This is a genomic window from Bradyrhizobium sp. IC3123 (assembly GCF_020193625.1).
In the GTDB taxonomy this organism is placed as follows: Bacteria; Pseudomonadota; Alphaproteobacteria; order Rhizobiales; family Xanthobacteraceae; genus Bradyrhizobium; species Bradyrhizobium yuanmingense.
Window position 1 is genome coordinate 141483 of record NZ_JADYVF010000013.1, and the last position, 18060, is coordinate 159542.

Consider the following 18060-nt stretch of genomic DNA (forward strand, 5'->3'; position numbering starts at 1 on the left):
TCGACCTCCGTCCGATAAGTCTCTACAACAATCCGCATGCTTGGACGCATCTTCACGGTCGGTGGTTACACGCTGCTGTCGCGGCTGACGGGGTTTGCCCGCGACATCATGCTCGCGGCGATCCTCGGTGCCGGGCCGGTGGCCGACGCCTTTTTCGTGGCGCTGCGGCTTCCCAACCATTTCCGCGCGATCTTCGCCGAGGGCGCCTTCAACGCCGCCTGGGTGCCGGCCTATGCCCATGTCCATGGCGAGAAGGGGGAGGCGGCGGCAAAGCTATTCGCCGACCGCATCTTCACGCTGCTCCTGGCCTCGCAGGTGGTGCTGCTGATCGCCGCCTGGCTGTTCATGCCGCAGGCCATGAGCATCCTGGCGCCAGGCTTTGGTGAGGATGCCGAGCAGCGCAAGCTCGCGATCGAGTTGACCCGCATCACCTTTCCCTATCTGCTCTTGATCACGCTGGTGACGCTCTATGGCGGCATGCTCAACGTGATGCAGCGCTTTGCCAGCGCCGCGGCCGCTTCGATCTTCCTCAACGTCGCGATGATGATGACGCTGGCGGTTGCCGTCTGGTTTCCGACCGCAGGCCATGCCGCGGCCTGGGGCGTGCTGATCTCCGGCTTCCTGCAATATTTCCTGCTCGCGGGCGATCTCGCCCGCCATGGCGGCCTGCCGCGCTTTGCGCCCTTGAAGCTTGATGAGGACGTTCGCGGCTTCTTCAAAGCGCTCGGACCTGCGACGCTGGGCTCGATGGGCACGCAGCTCGCGCTGTTCGCCGACACCATCATTGCGACGTTCCTGCCCGCCGGTGCGCTGTCGGCGCTCTATTATGCCGACCGGCTTAACCAGCTGCCGATCGGCGTCATCGGCATCGCCATCGGCACGGTGCTGCTGCCGGAGATGTCGCGGCGGATCACCGCAAACGACCACGACGGTGCGCTGAGCGCGCAGCGCCGTGCCTTCGATTTCACGCTGCTGTTCTCGATCCCGTTCGTCGCGGCCTTCCTCACCGTGCCCGATGCGATCATGCGCGCACTGTTCGCGCGCGGTGCGTTCTCCAAGGCCGATGCCGCCGCCGCCGGTGCGACGCTCGCGGCCTATGCCATCGGCCTGATCCCGTTCGTGCTGATCCGCAGCGCGGTCGCGACCTTCTACGCGCGCAAGGACACCGCAACGCCGGTCCGGGCGTCGCTGACGGGCATCGCGGTCAATGTCGCGCTGAAGGTCGCTTTGATGGGATCGCTGGCCCAGATCGGCCTCGCGCTGGCGACCGCCGTCGGCGTCTGGACCAACCTTTTGCTGGTGCTGTTCTTCGCCGTGCGGCGCGGCTTTCTCGTGCTCGACCGCGGCTGGCTGGTGTCGCTCGCCAAATTTCTGCTGACCGGATTGATCCTCGCGGCGGCGTTCTGGCTGATCGCGCGCTTCAGCGGTTCTTGGCTGGGCGCGATGCACTTCCGGGACGAGTTGATGCTGGTCCTGCTCGCCGTCGGCGGCACGATCGTCTACGCACTCGCGATCCTCGTGTTGTTCGGACGCAAGTGGCTGGTCTCGCTGGTGCGCGGTTAGGCGAGCACGGCGTTCGCCTCCTAGCTGCAGCCAGCATCGGCACATCTCTTGATTTTGGGCGGTTGCAGTGGTAGGAGTCGCTCATGATCAAAGCCATGCGCAAAGTCTCCTGCAACCACATCACCCGCTTCGGCTGGGCGGTGGGAGGAGTCGTGCGCTAGGATCTCGACGACATCTTTTCCACCAGGCCCCGCCGGCATCGGACGGGGCCTTTTGTTTGGCCACGCGCCCTGCCGGCCCAACAGCAGGAGCGTCCGATGCCACCACAACTGACGAACATTTCATCCGAGGCCGAGCACGCTGCCGCGGTGCTTCGCCTCGATCGATCCATTGCGCTCGCGAAGGACGCCATGGACGAGGTCCTGGCGGCAGCGGCTCGCCTCAATGTGTCCGTTGCAACCCCGGGCCTCGCCTTGTCGGTGAGGGGAGCTGCCGGAGCTGCAGCCGAGCCGGCGCAAAGCCTTCTGGGCCTGCTCAGGCGATATTGGTCTGCTCTTGGGAGGTGGCGCCTGCACCCGCGGGCCAGTTTGCTGGATCTGAGTGACAGGGAGCTGATGGACATCGGCCTGACGCGCGCCGAGATCGACCGTCTCGCGCCTGGGCGGGCGATCGATGCGCTCAGAGACAGTACGAGGTATCTGTTGAGCCGCGGTGGGATGTGAGTCCTCGACAGTCCCTGCCGGGCGATCCGCCATGCGATGATAGAAGGACAGCGACCATAACGTCACATTCGCACCCTGCCGAAATGGACGCGAAGATCCGGCGATTGCCCCTCGATGACCTGGATTTTTTTCGCGCGCTCCGCGGAGAGGCGCTCAAGTGGCACCGTCAAACGTTCGGATCGCCGGAAGAGGACGACGGCGGCGATGCCATGCTGGCCGCCTATCGACATTGGCTCAGCGGCACCATGCTCGGCGGCTTTGGATGCGGGAGCTTGATCGGAGTCGCTGGCCTCTATGGACAAAGAACAAAGTACTGGGCCGCACCTACTCGGTTAGCGTGTCGGTCCAGATGGACCATGCGCAAGTCGAGCAGATCGCCGATACCGCCATCGCAACCGGGGCTGCTCGACGTCTGATGTGCACACGTGAGTCCAGGTAACGCGCGAAGCGTGACCATACTGCCCCCTTTTGAGAGCTATATGCTTTACAAAAGTACCTCCACGGGGCATGAGAGCGTTTAGCCATTCCGTTCGCGCAGGATGCGAGCGGTCTCCGCTTCGATACCTAAGACGATGCGATCAACTTCGGCATGGATTGCGCGAAGTGCGGGAACGACTGGCTGACCTTCCATGATGTTAGGATCGGCAAACGTTACATCAAAGGCGACCTTCGCTTCGTGCTTGAACTCCGACCCAATGCCGAGGCGCATGTATTCGACCTCGTCTTTCGACGCGTCCCATTTGCAGTAGCCGAGTTGGGCGGGGGTAACAATCTTGCCGCCTGCGTTGCTGATCTCAGAGGCAAGAGAGGCGTTTCCGATAGGGATGATCACTCGGTGGGTGTTGGGGTTTCTCATTCGGTTGAGGTCAATGATAAGATTGTTTCCTCCCGGGTAAGGCTGGAAGCTCATGAGGACCGGGTGAAGTTCACGGGGGACGTCGCTGAATTTCCAGGTGCCCAATTCACTTGCGAGGTGGAAGGCATCATTCCCGAAGGGAAATCCCGTCTTCTTCGGCGAATTTATGCCAAGTGCCACGGCACTCGCATAAACGGCATGGTCGAGGGCGTCCCTCAGATTGCTGGTGACGTCCTTGAAGACCAGCCGGACTTTGCTTGGAAGTTTCGCGGTCAGTCGGAATTTGTAGACCTGCTGCCTCGTTTCACGGTCAAAATCGATAACGTGGGCGTATGGGTTGCGACCAAAGAAGGCTTTGATCTCCCCATCCAGTCGATCAATGTGCTCTTGCGCGTGCCCGACTAGATCTTTCGGGCTCTCGAATTCTGGAAGATTCGTCATTGGGAAGGCCAGCAAGAAGTTGGAGCAAACCTGACAATTGAAGCCGATCGCTCGTGCGATCGGCCACCGTTGTTTCAACACTATCTAGCTAGCAATTCTTCCCCTCGATCTCTCTACGCAGAAAGCAGGCCTTCCCCCGAGAAATGCGAGCGTCGATACCAAAATCAGGCTTTCCGATTAAGATGCCTGCATAGATTGAGATGACCTCTCCGCTGTCGGTTACCGATGGTGTCCCACTCGTCCCGTGAGGCCGCGGTTGCATGTGCCAGAACGTGCCGAAGTGGCAACCACGAGGTCCCACCAGATTGCCCGTCACGCGTACCTGAGGCTTGTACTCGAAGTTCTTGATCTCGTAGCTGTAGAGATCCACCTTTGGCGCGCCCAAGCACGATGGCGTCTGAGATGGGAGGCTATAGCGCTTGATGTTGCCTGGCAGGTCGTTTGCCACGAGAACGAACGCCAAATCGTGTGCGGGGTCTTGTCCTTCTGTATATCCATTAAATACGACGATCTTGGATGCAGTGAATGTGTATGGCGTAGAGCCATGCAGATGACCCGGAAGAACTTTGACATTTCTGAAGAAGCCACCCGAACCATACACACAGTGTGCGGCGGTAACGAACGCCCGATCGCCGACAGCTATTGCAACACAGCTGCCAATGTCGGACGCAGCAGAAACGGTGAGCTTTGCGAGTGCCAAGTTCGGCGGGTCAATAGGGAAGGAGAAAACAGACCCGTTTACGGATTTGGGGGCACCTGCCGGGCCGCTTACGTCATCTGGGATCGGTAGGTCGATTGTCCACTGGTTGCCAGTGGCTGTGTCCAGAATGATGGCTTTGCTGGTCCCAGCAAACGGCTTGATCTCTTTATACCGCGGTATCTCCATGGGTTTCGCTGTATCGTCGGTTTGTTGAGCAAAGGCACAGCAGTTCATAGTGATGTACAATGCAACAGCGCAAAATAGCCTCACTGGCATCCCCCTTATGATTAAGCGTCAAATAAACCGTTAGTTGAGTGCTCGCTATTAAACACCATGATTGCAGCGTAGCCAACTGGCGGTTGATTCTCGTGCAGTGATTTCTCTACTTGCTTCTGAGTTGGACGACTTTGCAACGCAAACGGCCTTGCGTTTTGCAAGACGCGGAGCTGTGCCAGCACACGAGGCGATGACCCGCAATGGCAGAGGGCAGCCGCACTATTCAAGCTGCACAATCCACTCTGCCCGGGTTGCGAGGTGGTCAGCCTAGTAACTGCCACTGAAGTTGACGACCACGTAGTCCCAGATTAGGCCGATCTCGACGTATTTTTGGGATCGCAACCGATGGCAGTCCTGCCTGCAAATGGCACAATGATGTGGTCAAGCTACAGTTCGAGCATTCCAAGGGTGCACCGACTGAGCGAGACCTCTGTCCGCGTAGCCGGCGTCACGCATGACAAATACCTGATGGTCAGGACGTTCGGCCAATAGCGCCGGCCTGGTTTGGCCAAATGGGAGTGCCGACGCGGCGGCACGATGCCGCTGGCTGGTCTCATCGGTGCGCGGCTAGGCAATTCCTGATTTCGCTCGCAACCAGGCTAATGCATCGTCCTCACGCCGGCTGATGACCTGCCGCGCGCGGGTTGAACTCGGCAAGGTCTGGCTCAATCCAGCCGTGCCGGGCCTCCCGCGAGAACAGCGCTTCGCGGCTCCAGAAACGTAAGAGTACATCCTTTTCGGTTGCCGGGGACGCCAGCACCGCGTTGCAGGCGGCGACAATGTCGCGGCGGCCGACCTCCGCAAGAATTCCTTCGATGATCATCAAGAAAGCCATCGTAATCGTGTGGTGATAGCCACGCACATCGTCGTTCACGCCGCCAGCGGCAACATTGTAGGCGCGGATCATCTCGGGGAGTTCGACCCGCCAGTCCCGAGCCGGATCAGTGGCGAGCAAGTAGCTCGTCACGATCAGATGTTCACGATGGCTGAAACGTGCCCCCGGAAGTGTACGCGCGAGGAAGCCCTCGCTCAGTTCGGCGACCTCTGCAGCATCCGTGCAGCTACGTCTGTTGCTCATGGCGGCGTCCTATGTTACCTTGGTACCAAAGTAACATTAAAGGCAAATTGGGATCGGTCAACTCGGCCGCCCAGGCTCTGCCTGTGTGACAACAATCGTTCCTCGGTCAGAGCGTCGACCCCCGCAGGCGTCCGAACGAATCCAAGATTCACCTGGTCTCTGAGGACGTGAGTTGCAGGGCTGGAGACCGATGCCCGAGCAAGTCCGGCAATGGCATGATGCGACTAAACCCCCGTCTTCCGATCGAGGTCACACATTATGAACTCAGAAGCTCACAAACATTCAGTCCAACGCGTACAGACGGGAGTTCGGATCGAGAAGCGCATTCTCAAGGTCGCGAAGGGCCTCGCCGAATACCTGGATATGAGCCTCGGTGATTTGCTGGAGGGCGTTCTCCTGCATTCGTTCGAAGGCAAGACTCCGTTCGAGCCTGCGACGCTGCAACGCATTTCGACGCTGAAAGATTTGTACGGGCTGACGCTCACGGCCTCCGATGCTCATCAGCTATTTGAAGCTCGGGGTGAGCACGAGAACAGCTAAGTGGGAGCGCTTGGCTCTCGCCGTCAACGTCACACGATCACGCTGGGACCTTGCCGAGCATTCCCGTGAGGCACGCGTGGCGCGATTGAACCTGCGACCCCTGCGCCCGCCTAAACCCGTTTGCCTTGCCAGTTTTTCCACGGCAATATGCCCACAAAACAACCATGAGAACGGGAAGATAAAATGGCGGCTCCCATCAAGTTCGGCGTTGGCCAAAGCGTGCTGCGCAAGGAGGATGACGCGCTCATCCGCGGCAAGGGCCGCTATACCGACGATTACGCGCCGCAGGCCGCGCTCCGCTGCCTGGTGCTGCGCTCGCCGCATGCGCATGCCAAATACAGCATCGATGCGAGCCGCGCGCGCGGCCTGCCGGGCGTTGCGCTGATCCTGACGGCCGACGACGTCGGGGATCTCGGCAATCTGCCCTGCCTGTTCAACCTCGAGACCGATCCCTTCACCGGCCCGCCTTACCCGATCCTGGCCAAGGACGAGGTGCGCCACGTCGGCGATGCCGTCGCCTTCGTGGTCGCCGAGACCATCGACCAGGCTCGCGATGCGATCGAGGCGATCGAGGTCCAATGGTCGCCGCTGCCCGCGGTGACTGGCGTCGTCAACGCCGTGAAGAAGGGCGCAGCCTTGGTCTGGCCCGACAAGCCGGGCAACGTGCTGTTCGACGTCTCGATCGGCGACAAAGCGGCGACGGAAGCTGCCTTCGCGAAAGCACATGCGGTCGCCGAGATCTCCATCGTCAATCCGCGCGTGGTTGCAAGCTTCTTGGAGACCCGCGCGGCGGTCTGCGAATACGATTCCAAGCGCGACCATCTGACGCTGACGGTCGGCAGCCAGGGCAGCCACCGCCTGCGCGACATCCTCTGCCAGAACGTGCTCAACATCCCCACCGACAAGATGCGGGTGATCTGCCCCGACGTCGGCGGCGGGTTCGGCACAAAACTGTTTCCGTATCGGGAATATGCCCTGATGGCCGTCGCTGCGCGCAAACTGAAGAAGGCGGTGAAGTGGGCGGCCGACCGCTCCGAGCATTTCATGGGCGATGCGCAGGGCCGCGACAACGTCACCACTGCCAAGATGGCGCTGGCTGAAGACGGCAAGTTCCTCGCGATGGATTGCGACCTCATGGGCGACATGGGCGCGTATCTGTCGACCTTCGGGCCCTACATCCCGCATGGCGGCGCCGGCATGCTGCCCGGCCTCTACGACATCCAGGCCTTCCATTGCCGGGTGCGCACGATCTTCACCCACAGCGTGCCGGTCGACGCCTATCGCGGCGCGGGCCGGCCCGAAGCCGCCTATGTCATCGAGCGCCTCGTCGATGCCTGCGCGCGAAAGCTCGACATGACGCCGGATGCCATCCGGCGCAAGAATTTCATCCCGCCGAAGGCGCTGCCCTACAAGACCGCGACCGGCAAGGTCTACGATTCCGGTGACTTCGCCGCGCATCTGAAGCGCGCGATGGAGATCGCGGAATGGAAGGAATTTCCCAAGCGTGCCAAGGCGGCCAAGAAGGGCGGCCTGATCCGCGGCATCGGGCTTGCGAGCTATGTCGAGATTTGCGGCGTGATGGGTGAGGAGACGGCCAACGTCCGCCTCGATGCCAATGGCGACGTCACCGTGCTGATCGGCACGCAATCGAGCGGGCAGGGCCATCAGACCGCCTATGCGCAGATCGTCGCCGAACAGTTCGGCGTGGCGCCCGAGCGCGTGCATGTCCGGCAGGGCGACACCGACGAGATCGCAACCGGCCTCGGCACCGGCGGCTCGGCCTCGATCCCCTCCGGCGGCGTCAGTGTCGAACGTGCCACGCGCGAGCTCGGTTCGAGGCTGAAGGAGATCGCGGCGCAGGCGCTGGAAGCCAGCGCGGGCGACCTCGAAATCTCCGAAGGCGTGGTGCGGATCGCCGGCACCGACCGCTCGATCTCGTTTGCCGACCTGGCCAAGCGGCCCGGCGTCGATCCATCGAAGCTGAACGGTAGCGCGACCTTTGCCAGCGCCGACGGCACTTATCCCAACGGCACCCATGTTGCGGAGGTCGAGATCGATCCGGCGACCGGCATCATCAAAATCGTCAACTACGTGATCGTCGACGATTTCGGCAAGACGCTCAATCCGCTGCTCTTGGCCGGCCAGGTGCATGGCGGCGCCATGCAGGGCATCGGCCAGGCCTTGATGGAGCAGGTGGTGTATGGACCGACCGACGGCCAGCTCATCACCGCGACCTTCATGGACTATGCGCTGCCGCGCGCGGCGGACGGGCCGGCCTTCGTGTTCGAGACCCACAACGTGCCCTGCAAGACCAATCCGATGGGCGTGAAGGGGGCCGGCGAGGCCGGCGCGATCGGCTCCTGTCCGGCCGTGGTCAACGCCATCGTCGATGCGCTCTGGCGCGAGTACAAGATCGACCACATCGACATGCCGGCAACGCCCGAGCGGGTGTGGGTTGCGATCAGCGAGCATCACCGCCGTCACAGCTTGTGAAGCCGCGCTTCCCGCGCGCACGGGAATAAACCCGCCGCGCGGGGTTCTACCCATGATGGGTCCCGGCTTCGCGCGAAGCCGGTGACAGTCTCATTCCCCGAACGTCTCGAGAGCCGGAGAAACGAACCAATGAAACCGACGATGATTGTCGCGGGCGCCCTCGTGCTGGGCGCGGGCGCCGTCATGGCGCAACAGGAGATTGCCGTCCAGCAGGACAATCTGATGCGAGCGATCGCCAAGAATCAGTATGGCGTGCTTCAGAAGATGAGCAAGGGCGATATTCCCTTCGACAAGAAGGCTGCCGATGAGGCCATCGCCAGCATCGAGGCCGATGTTGCCAAGATCGCCAAGACCTTCGAGATCAATCCCAAGCAGGATGTCGTCAACGCGACCTACGGCTCGTCGCCGAAGGTCTGGCAGAACAAGGCCGATTTCGATGCCAAGATCCCGCCGGTGCAGAAGGCGATCGCCGACGCCAAAGGCAAGATCACTAATGTCGCGGGCCTGAAGGCGGCCTACACGGCGATCAACGATCGCTGCAATGATTGTCACGAAACCTATCGCGTGAAATTGAAATAGCGGGGCGCAGTTAACGGGCTACCAAGGACTTCGGAAAGGGCGGTTGCGAAAGCAACCGCCTTTTTCTTGACCGCGGCCCGCAGGAACTTCCGTCCGCAAGGCCTGACGGATTGCCGCGAGAGCGGCTATCTTTGCGCCAACGGCCGTGCGCTCACACGAGTCTCTCCCGGCATCCTCACGTCGGGATTCCCAGCGCGCGGCGAGCACCTCGATCAACAGCGAGACAGGCCATGGCAAAACCGTTCCCCTCCAAGACCCATATCGGCAATCATATGCTGCATCCGGAAACCCTGATGCTGACCTATGGCTATGATCCGCAATTGTCCGAGGGCGCCATCAAGCCGCCGGTGTTCCTGACCTCCACCTTCGTGTTCAAGACCGCCGAGGACGGGCAGGACTTCTTCGACTACGTCGCCGGCCGGCGCGAGCCGCCGGAAGGCATGGGCGCGGGCCTGGTCTATTCGCGCTTCAATCATCCCAACAGCGAGATCGTCGAGGACCGGCTCGCAATCTACGAGCGCACGGAGAGTTGCGCGCTGTTCTCCTCCGGCATGGCGGCGATCGCAACCACGATCCTGGCCTTCGTTCGCCCCGGCGATGTCATCCTGCACTCGCAGCCGCTCTATGGCGGGACGGAGACGCTGCTGACGAACACGCTCGCGCGCCTGTCGATCGGCGCCGTCGGCTTTGCCGACGGCATCGACGAGACGGCGGTCAAGCAGGCCTCGGAGGAGGCCATGGGCAAGGGGCGGGTTTCGATGATCCTGATCGAGACGCCGGCCAATCCGACCAACGGCCTCGTCGACATCGCAATGATCCGCCGCATCGCCGATTCCATCGGCAAGGCCCAGGGACACACGCCGGTCATCGCCTGCGACAACACGCTGCTCGGGCCGGTGTTTCAGCGGCCGATCGAGCACGGCGCGGATCTGTCGCTGTATTCGCTGACGAAATATGTCGGCGGCCATTCCGACCTGATCGCGGGCGCCGCGCTCGGATCGAAGGCGATCATGAAAGGCATCAAGGCGCTGCGCGGCGCCATCGGCACCCAGCTCGATCCGCATTCCTGCTGGATGATCAACCGTTCGCTCGAGACGCTCAGCCTGCGGATGGAGAAGGCCGATGCGAATGCGCGGCTCGTGGCGGACTTCCTGCGCGACCATCCGAAGGTCGCCAGGGTGCACTATCTCGGTCACCACGAGCAGGGCTCGCTGTCCGGCCGTGTGTTCGCGCGGCAATGCCTGGGCGCGGGCTCGACGTTCTCGTTCGACATCGTCGGCGGCAAGGAGGCGGCGGTGAAATTCCTCAACGCGCTGCAGATCCTCAAGCTGGCGGTGAGCCTTGGCGGCACGGAATCGCTCGCAAGCCTGCCGGCGACGATGACCCATTCCGGCGTTCCCGCCGACATCCGCCAAAAGATCGGCGTGCTCGATTCCACGATCCGGCTGTCGATCGGCATCGAGAACCCGTCGGACCTGATCGCCGACCTCGCGCAGGCGCTGAACGCGGCTTGAGCACGGTCAGAGTCGTAGCGTCGTAGCCCGGATGGGGCGCAGCGAAATCCGGGGACCTGTCCGCAACGCGCAGGGCTCCCGGATTGCACCAACGGGCGGCGCTTCGCGCCGACCGTTGGCTCCATCCGGGCTACGAAGTTGCTTGGAATCGAAAAGGCCGGACGCTCCCTCCTTGCGTCCGGCCTTTCCGCGACGAAGCCCGCGTTTTCGCTTTACTTCGTCACCTGACCGCGGATCTCGCCGGCCGGGTTCGCCGCGGTATGGATGTTGATGTAGTACTTGCCGCCGAGCAGATCGGCGGCCTGCGCGTCGGTGAGCGTGGCTTCGCCCTTGACCGGGCTCGAGGCTGCATTCGGGATCGGGACCGCGACGCCGGCGTTCTTGCCGGCTTCGGCAGGCCCGTGGAAATGCGCGGCGGTGGCGGGGCCCGAGAGGCCGGAATAGGTGACGGTCCAGGACAGCTTCTTGCTGGCAGCGTCGTAGTCCAGATCGGCCGTTCCGGTCGCGCTGCTGGTGTTGGCGGGGACTTCGGATTTGCCGTCCAGCGTCGCCTTCAGTTTCTCCGCGCTGGCCGGGGCGGCGAACGCAACGGCGGCTCCGAGTACCAGTGTGGCAAAAACGGCTTTGGTCATGGCTTTCTCCTGTTGACGCCTGATTGCTTTTCAAACAGTGCGTCATGCGGTTTATTCCGGCATTACATCCGGGCCGTCTAAAATATTCGTGGTTGGATCGAGCGCGGCATGACCCTTAAGTTCGCGCGTTCACGATGGAATGATCGAATGTTGCGACGAACGCTCCTTGCCGCCCTGATCGCCGCCGCCGCGGCGTTCGCACTCTATTGGTGGTTGACCGCCCCGGCCGTGCTGGCCTTGCCGGCGCCGACACGCAACCCCGATCTCGCCAACGGGCAGGAGCTGTTCAACGCCGGCGGCTGCTCGTCCTGTCATGCCACCCCCAATCAGCCCGATCGCCTGCGGCTCGGCGGCGGGCTGGCGCTGGGCTCGCCGTTCGGGACGTTCTACGTCCCCAATATTTCCCCCGATCCCGCCTACGGGATCGGCCGCTGGAGCGAGGCCGATTTCGTCAACGCCGTGATGCGCGGCATCTCGCCCACGGGCACGCACTATTTCCCCGCCTTTCCCTACACGTCCTATCATCTGGCCAGTGTCGACGACGTCCGCGATCTCTTTGCCTATCTGAAGACGCTTCCGTCGGTGTCCGGCACAGTGGGCGACCACGCGCTGCCGTTTCCGTTCAACATCCGCCGCAATGTCGGCATCTGGAAGCTGCTGTTCATGGACACCGCGCCGTTCGTCGCGGACGCCGCGCGCTCGCCGCAATGGAATCGCGGAGCCTATCTCGTGAACGCTTTCGGCCATTGCGCCGAATGCCACAGCCCGCGCAATGCGCTCGGCGGCATCATCGCCAGCCAGCGCTTTGCCGGTGGGCCCAATCCCGAAGGGGAGGGCTGGGTGCCCAACATCACGCAGCAGGGCATCGGCAACTGGAGCGAGAAGGATATCGCGGATTTCCTCGAGACCGGCGACCTGCCCGAGGGCGACAGCGCTTCGGGCGCGATGCGGGCGGTGATCAAGAACCTTGCGCAACTGACCGCGGAAGACCGCGCCGCGATGGCCGCGTATCTGAAGTCGCTGCCGCCGGTGCAGGGACCGACACCGCCCAAGCGCAAGGAGGGCGGCTAGCGCTGCCGGCGCTTCGGCCGTTGTTTTGCGCGTGATCTAAAGCGCGATGAGATTGGGATGAATCATCATCGCGCTTTAGGTTGTTGTTTACGCATGATCTTTCCGGAAAACCGCTTCGCACTTTTCCGGATCATGCTTTAGCCGGTGCCGAACGCCTTGAAGGTGATGATGGTGAGAGTGTCCTGGATGCCCGGCAGCACCTGCACCTTCTCATTCACGAAGTGGCCGATGTCGGTATCCTTGTCGACGTAGAACTTCACCAGGAGGTCGTATTGGCCGGCCGTGGAGTAGATCTCGGAGGCGATCTCGGCTTCGGCAAGCGCATTGGCCACCGTATAGGACTGGCCGAGCTTGCACTTGATCTGAACGAAAAAAGGAACCATCGCGGGCACTCCGAAAGCGTATTCTTCCGGCTAATAGGCCAAAACCGGCTGGATTTAGCAAGCGAACTTGCTGGATCATCCGAGGTGCATTCGGGCGCGATGCTAGGATGGGACCACTGCGGCGGCCAATGCATCCCTCAGGCGCTGGGCGAGCTCGACCTTGCGGTAGGGCTTGGTCAGCACGACCGCTCGCGCCTGCGCGCGGCCCTGCTCGACCAAGGTCTCCAGCGCGTAGCCCGAGGTGAACAGGACCGGCAGGCCGGGACGCACCCGCCGCGCCTGATCGGCGAGCTCCCAGCCGCTCATGCCGCCCGGCATCACGATATCGGTGAACAGCAAGTCGATGCCGGGATCGCCCTGCAGCTGCTGCAAGGCATCCTTGCCGTTGACCGCGGCGACGACGCGATATCCGAGCGCTTCCACCCTGCGAATGACGGAGGAGCGGACGAACGGATCGTCCTCGACGATCAGGACCGTCTCGTAGCCTCGCGGCGCCGTGTCCTCGCCGTCGGGAAGATCGGCTTGCGACCTACCGGTGCTCGCGCGCGGCAGGTAGATCCTGGCCGTGGTCCCAAGGCCAGCCTCGCTGTAGATCGAGACATGGCCGCCTGATTGCTTGGCAAAGCCATAGACCATGCTGAGGCCGAGGCCCGAGCCCTTGCCGACCTCCTTGGTGGTGAAGAACGGCTCGAACGCGCGTGCGGCGACCTCCGGCGTCATGCCTTCGCCGTCATCGGTAACCGCGATCAGGACGTAGCTGCCGGGTGCGACCTCCCGGTGAACGGCACCGTCATCATCCTCGATCGTGATCAGCTCCGTGGCCAGCGTGAGGTGGCCTCCCGATGGCATGGCATCCTGCGCGTTGAGCGCGAGATTGAGCACGGCGGATTCGAGCTGCGCGCGGTCGGCAAAGGCCAGGATCGTGCCGGGCCCGGAGGTCGTCCTGATCTCGATGTCTTCGCGCAAGGTGCGCTTGAGCAGCTTGAACATGGAATCGAGCAGGCTCCGGCAATCGATCGTCTGAGGCCGCAGCAATTGGCGGCGGCTGAAGGCGAGCAGGCGCTGCGTCAGCTCGGCACCCCGTTCGCCCGATTGGCAGATGTCGTCGGCAAAGCGCCCGAGGTCGGGCCTCGCCTTGAGCTGCTCGCTCAGGTGCTCGGCATTGCCGATGATGACGGTCAGCAGATTGTTGAAGTCGTGCGCGATGCCGCCGGAGAGCTGACCGACCGTCTCCATCTTCTGCGCCTGCTGAAGCTGCTGCTCGGTCAGCTTGCGCGCGGTGAGGTCGTGGACGATGCCGACGAAGATCAATTCGCCGTCCTGCCGCGCCTGGCCGACCGACAGCTCCATCGGAAACGTCGTGCCGTCCTTGCGCAGGCCGACGGCCTCGCCGCCGGTCGCGAAATGCCGCGCCTGGCGCTCGGATGCTGCATCCGCCTCGGGCATCAGCATGCCGACGTTGCGGTTCATCACCTCGTCGGCACGGTAGCCGAACAAGCGCTCGCAGGCCGGATTGAACAGCAGGATGCGGTCCTGCGCATCGAGCAGGATGACGCCGTCGACCGCGGTCTCGACGATCGCGGTGAGGCGCGCTACGCTCTCGCGCATCGCGCGCTGGGCGTCGCGGACCTGCTGCAGCAGCAGCGTGGCGTCGCGGCTCTTGATTTCCTCCTCCTCGAGCGCGGCCTGGACCTGTCGCAGCTCGAACGGCGAGGGGATCGTGAGGATCTTCGGCAGCAGCGGCCAGAGCGCGGCGGCGGTGAAGACCGACGCGACCGCCGTGGCGGCCTTGAGCATGCCCTCGATGCCGTAGATCGGAACCCAGAGCGTATAGATCGACAGCACGTGGGTCAGGCCGCACGCCATGATGAAGATCGCGAACGCCCAGTAGACCCAGCCGAATTTGAGGTCGCGCCGCTTGGTGACGAGGATGGCGAGGGCGAACGGGATCGAGAAATAGGCGGCGGCAATGCTGGCGTCGGAAACGACGTGAAGCCAGATCAGCTCAGGCTCCCACAAAAGGCAGATGCCGTGCGGCGACAGCATGGACGAGTCGAGGAGACGTTCGAAGAAAGCCCACATCGTTCCACCCCAAGGAGTCTTGTTCAGGTGGCTTGCGGGGCCGGCGGCCCGCAACATGGGGGCGCTGGACGGTTCCACCACCTGACGTCTCGCGTAACTCGCGAAGCACGCTAAGGTACGCGACTATACCAAGGGTCCGGCTCCGTTGCATTTTCAAGTCCGCATCATTGCGGGTCTTGGTCCGCGCGGTGTCCGACTGATTCGCAAGGCGCGCAATCGGTTCGCGAATCACGCCTGGCGGCGTCCCGCCGCGCTTGCTGACGTTCCACGGTCGCGCTACGAGAGGCCATGGCGGCCTCCTCAAGCACATGTCTCCCGCGATGACGCCCCCGGTCGCACTCACCATCGCCGGTTCCGATTCGAGCGGCGGCGCCGGCATCCAGGCGGACCTGAAGACCTTTGCCGCGCTCGGCGTCTATGGCGCCTCCGTGATCACGGCACTGACGGCGCAGAACACGCGCGGCGTGACCGGCATTCACGCGGTGCCGGCCGGGTTCGTCACCGAGCAGATCGACGCGGTGTTCTCCGACCTCGACATCGGTGCGGTGAAGATCGGCATGGTGGCCCAGGCCGCCAGCATCGATGCCATCGCGGCCGCGCTTTCGCGCTGGGCGCCGCGGCATGTCGTGCTCGATCCCGTCATGGTGGCGACCTCCGGCGACCGCCTGCTCGCCACTGAAGCCGTCGACGCCCTGCGCACCAGGCTGATGCCGCTGGCTGCCGTGATCACGCCGAACCTGCCGGAGGCTGCGGCCCTGCTCGATGCGCCGGTGGCGGCGAGCGAGGCCGAGATCGAAAGCCAAGGACGCCGCCTGCTGGCGCTGGGCTGCCGCGCCGTCCTGATCAAGGGCGGGCACGGGGAGGGCGCCGAGAGCACCGACTATCTCGTCACTGCCGAGACCGCGATCGCGCTCGCCGCGCCGCGTGTGGCCACCCGTAACACCCATGGCACCGGCTGCTCGCTGTCCTCCGCCATCGCGGCCGGGCTGGCCAGGGGCGAGGACCTCGAGGCCGCCGTGCGCAACGCCAAGGCCTGGATCAGCGCCGCGATCGCCGCCGCCGACCGCTTCAGCGTCGGCCACGGCCACGGGCCGATCCATCATTTCCACAAGTTCTACTGAGGCGGGCTTGCTTCGCCTCCCCCGCAAGCGGGGGAGGGAGCGCCCCCACCTGCGGCGCCATGTCGCCTGATTGTCGCATGCGACTGATATTCGCGGGGAGGGCGAGGCAAGGCGTGATTCGTATTTGAAGGTGCCTCAAGGGTTCAATCGGTCATCCCCCTGTCACGGGACATTGTTACAGGCTGGCGCATGGGAAGTTACGATGTGAGTGACGAGAGCCCGGAGCGGCGCTTTCGCACGTTGTTCATCTCCGACGTCCATCTCGGGGCCCGCGGTTCACAAGCCGATCTTCTGCTCGACTTCCTGCGCTACCATGATGCCGATACGATCTATCTCGTCGGCGACATCGTCGACGGCTGGGCGCTGAAATCGAGCTGGCACTGGCCGCAATCGCATAACGACCTCGTCCAGAAGCTTTTGCGCAAGGCGCGCAAGGGCGCCAAGGTCATCTACATTCCCGGCAATCACGACGAGTTCCTGCGCAACTATTACGGTACGCATTTCGGCGGCATCGACGTGGTCGAGAACACGGTTCACACCGGCGCCGACGGCAAGCGCTATCTCGTCATTCACGGCGACATCTTCGATCTCGTGGTGCAGAACGCGCGCTGGCTCGCCCATCTCGGCGACAAGGCCTACGACTTCGCGATCCAGATGAACCGCCTGGTCAACTTCTTCCGCCGCCTGTTCGGCGTGCCCTATTGGTCGCTGTCGCAATGGGCCAAGCAGAAGGTCAAGAACGCCGTCAACTATATCGGCGCGTTCGAGCAGGCGCTCGCCGCCGAGGCGCGGCGTCACCAGGCCGACGGCGTGATCTGCGGCCACATCCACTACGCCGTGATCCGCGACGAGGCCGGCATCCGCTACATGAATTGCGGCGACTGGGTGGAGAGCTGCACCGCCCTGGTCGAGCATGACGACGGTCACTTCGAGATCATCACCTGGGCGGATCAGTTGCGGAAGCCGGAGCAGGTGCCACAGGTCGCAGCCAGAGCTGCATAACAAGGACCACTTGATGCGCATCCTGGTCGCGACCGACGCCTGGCACCCGCAAGTCAACGGTGTGGTTCGGACGCTGACCAAGCTCGCTGACGCTGCAAAAGCGCTCGGCGTCGAGTTCACGTTCCTGACGCCGCAATCGTTCCGCACCTTCGCGATGCCGAGCTATCGCGACGTGCGCCTCGCCATGCCGCGCCCGGCCCGGATCGCAAGGCTGATCGAGGAGGCGCGTCCCGACAGCATCCACATCGCGACCGAAGGGCCGATCGGCCTGATGGTCCGCCGCTATTGCCGCCAGCGCAAGCTGCCGTTCACGACCAGCTTCCATACCCGCTTTCCCGAATATGTCCGCGCCCGCGTGCCAGTGCCGGGCTCGCTGATCTGGCGGGCGCTGCGGCGCTTCCACAGCGCCAGCCGCGCCGTGATGGCGGCGACGCCGGCGCTCGCGCGCGAACTGACCGAGCGCGGCTTCGACAATGTCGTGCTGTGGCCGCGCGGCGTGGACACCACGCTGTTCCACCCGCGCGTCATCGATCTCTGCCTGCCGGCACCCGTGTTCCTGTCGGTCGGCCGCGTCGCAGTCGAGAAGAATCTCGAGGCGTTCCTCGACCTCGACCTACCCGGCACCAAGGTGGTCGTCGGCGACGGCCCGGCGCGCGCCTCGCTGGAAGAGGCCTACCCCGATGCGATCTTCCTCGGCGAGAAGCACGGCGACGAACTGGCGGATATCTACGCGGCCGCCGACGTGTTCGTGTTCCCGAGCAAGACCGACACTTTCGGCCTGGTCCTGCTGGAGGCGCTCGCGAGCGGCCTGCCGGTCGCGGCCTTCCCCGTGAAGGGTCCCCGCGACGTGATTGGCGATGCGCCGGTCGGCGCGCTCGATCACGATCTGCGCAATGCCTGCTTCGCGGCGCTTGGTGTCTCCCGGCAGGACTGCGTCGCCTTCGCCGCCAACTACACCTGGGAGGCCTCGGCAACGGTCTTTATCGACAGCATTTTGGCGGTCGGGGCGGTGCTGCCCGGCCGGACCGGCGCGGAACAGCCGCGTTTCGTGGCTTGAGGCAAGAAAT

Annotated in this window: 16 protein-coding genes; 10 read left to right on the top strand and 6 right to left on the bottom strand. The window is 63.4% G+C overall.

Annotated elements, in window-relative coordinates:
• Nucleotides 1–36 precede the first annotated feature (36 nt).
• Together murJ and I6F20_RS31120 are read left to right on the top strand one after the other, a co-directional pair.
• The gene (gene murJ, locus I6F20_RS31115) at nt 37–1563 is read left to right on the top strand and encodes a murein biosynthesis integral membrane protein MurJ (RefSeq protein ID WP_225129373.1); all 1527 of its coding nucleotides are present in this window, start codon (nt 37–39) and stop codon (nt 1561–1563) included.
• A 257-nt stretch (nt 1564–1820) separates the two neighbouring features.
• On the top strand, nt 1821–2225 hold the full coding sequence (locus I6F20_RS31120; protein ID WP_225129375.1) for a DUF1127 domain-containing protein: 405 nt from the start codon (nt 1821–1823) through the stop codon (nt 2223–2225).
• A gap of 517 nt (nt 2226–2742) precedes the next feature.
• On the opposite strand, the gene I6F20_RS31125 is transcribed toward I6F20_RS31120, so the two are convergent.
• The 3 genes from I6F20_RS31125 to I6F20_RS31135 form a co-directional block, all read right to left on the bottom strand.
• On the bottom strand, nt 2743–3522 hold the full coding sequence (locus tag I6F20_RS31125; RefSeq protein ID WP_225129376.1) for a hypothetical protein: 780 nt from the start codon (nt 3520–3522) through the stop codon (nt 2743–2745).
• 88 nt (nt 3523–3610) lie between these two features.
• Nucleotides 3611–4468 (bottom strand): trypsin-like serine peptidase, encoded by an 858-nt coding sequence (locus I6F20_RS31130; protein ID WP_225129378.1) that lies wholly within the window; start codon nt 4466–4468, stop codon nt 3611–3613.
• A 643-nt stretch (nt 4469–5111) separates the two neighbouring features.
• Nucleotides 5112–5576: a hypothetical protein gene (locus tag I6F20_RS31135; protein WP_225129380.1), complete on the bottom strand. Its 465-nt coding sequence runs from the start codon at nt 5574–5576 to the stop codon at nt 5112–5114.
• A 258-nt stretch (nt 5577–5834) separates the two neighbouring features.
• Between I6F20_RS31135 and I6F20_RS31140 the strand changes: the two genes are divergently transcribed.
• The 4 genes from I6F20_RS31140 (at nt 5835) to I6F20_RS31155 (ending at nt 10702) form a co-directional block, all read left to right on the top strand.
• Complete coding sequence (locus I6F20_RS31140; protein WP_036015526.1) at nt 5835–6116, top strand: hypothetical protein; 282 nt, start codon at nt 5835–5837, stop codon at nt 6114–6116.
• A 183-nt stretch (nt 6117–6299) separates the two neighbouring features.
• Nucleotides 6300–8609: a xanthine dehydrogenase family protein molybdopterin-binding subunit gene (locus I6F20_RS31145; protein WP_057028750.1), complete on the top strand. Its 2310-nt coding sequence runs from the start codon at nt 6300–6302 to the stop codon at nt 8607–8609.
• 129 nt (nt 8610–8738) lie between these two features.
• The gene (locus tag I6F20_RS31150) at nt 8739–9188 is read left to right on the top strand and encodes a cytochrome c (protein WP_225129382.1); all 450 of its coding nucleotides are present in this window, start codon (nt 8739–8741) and stop codon (nt 9186–9188) included.
• A 230-nt stretch (nt 9189–9418) separates the two neighbouring features.
• Nucleotides 9419–10702 (top strand): cystathionine gamma-synthase family protein, encoded by a 1284-nt coding sequence (locus tag I6F20_RS31155; RefSeq protein WP_109143142.1) that lies wholly within the window; start codon nt 9419–9421, stop codon nt 10700–10702.
• Between the two features lie 212 nt (nt 10703–10914).
• Here I6F20_RS31155 and I6F20_RS31160 read toward each other — a convergent pair whose 3' ends face one another.
• On the bottom strand, nt 10915–11334 hold the full coding sequence (locus tag I6F20_RS31160) for a CHRD domain-containing protein (protein ID WP_036015536.1): 420 nt from the start codon (nt 11332–11334) through the stop codon (nt 10915–10917).
• Nucleotides 11335–11481: 147 nt separating this feature from the next.
• Here I6F20_RS31160 and I6F20_RS31165 point away from each other — a divergent pair, with 147 nt between their 5' ends.
• Nucleotides 11482–12405 (top strand): c-type cytochrome, encoded by a 924-nt coding sequence (locus tag I6F20_RS31165; RefSeq protein ID WP_036015538.1) that lies wholly within the window; start codon nt 11482–11484, stop codon nt 12403–12405.
• 137 nt (nt 12406–12542) lie between these two features.
• Here I6F20_RS31165 and I6F20_RS31170 read toward each other — a convergent pair whose 3' ends face one another.
• Both I6F20_RS31170 and I6F20_RS31175 read right to left on the bottom strand, forming a co-directional pair.
• Nucleotides 12543–12788, bottom strand: a complete 246-nt coding sequence (locus tag I6F20_RS31170; RefSeq protein WP_018642903.1) for an Lrp/AsnC ligand binding domain-containing protein — start codon at nt 12786–12788, stop codon at nt 12543–12545.
• A 102-nt stretch (nt 12789–12890) separates the two neighbouring features.
• Complete coding sequence (locus tag I6F20_RS31175) at nt 12891–14870, bottom strand: hybrid sensor histidine kinase/response regulator (RefSeq protein WP_225129384.1); 1980 nt, start codon at nt 14868–14870, stop codon at nt 12891–12893.
• Between the two features lie 320 nt (nt 14871–15190).
• Here I6F20_RS31175 and thiD point away from each other — a divergent pair, with 320 nt between their 5' ends.
• The 3 genes from thiD (at nt 15191) to I6F20_RS31190 (ending at nt 18050) form a co-directional block, all read left to right on the top strand.
• A complete protein-coding gene (gene thiD, locus I6F20_RS31180) occupies nt 15191–15991 on the top strand; it encodes a bifunctional hydroxymethylpyrimidine kinase/phosphomethylpyrimidine kinase (RefSeq protein WP_225129386.1) in 801 nt (266 codons plus the stop codon).
• Between the two features lie 189 nt (nt 15992–16180).
• Complete coding sequence (locus I6F20_RS31185) at nt 16181–16993, top strand: UDP-2,3-diacylglucosamine diphosphatase (RefSeq protein WP_109143147.1); 813 nt, start codon at nt 16181–16183, stop codon at nt 16991–16993.
• Between the two features lie 13 nt (nt 16994–17006).
• Nucleotides 17007–18050 carry a glycosyltransferase family 4 protein gene (locus I6F20_RS31190; RefSeq protein ID WP_225129389.1) on the top strand — a complete coding sequence of 348 codons (1044 nt, stop codon included), beginning with the start codon at nt 17007–17009 and terminating at the stop codon, nt 18048–18050.
• Nucleotides 18051–18060 lie beyond the last annotated feature (10 nt).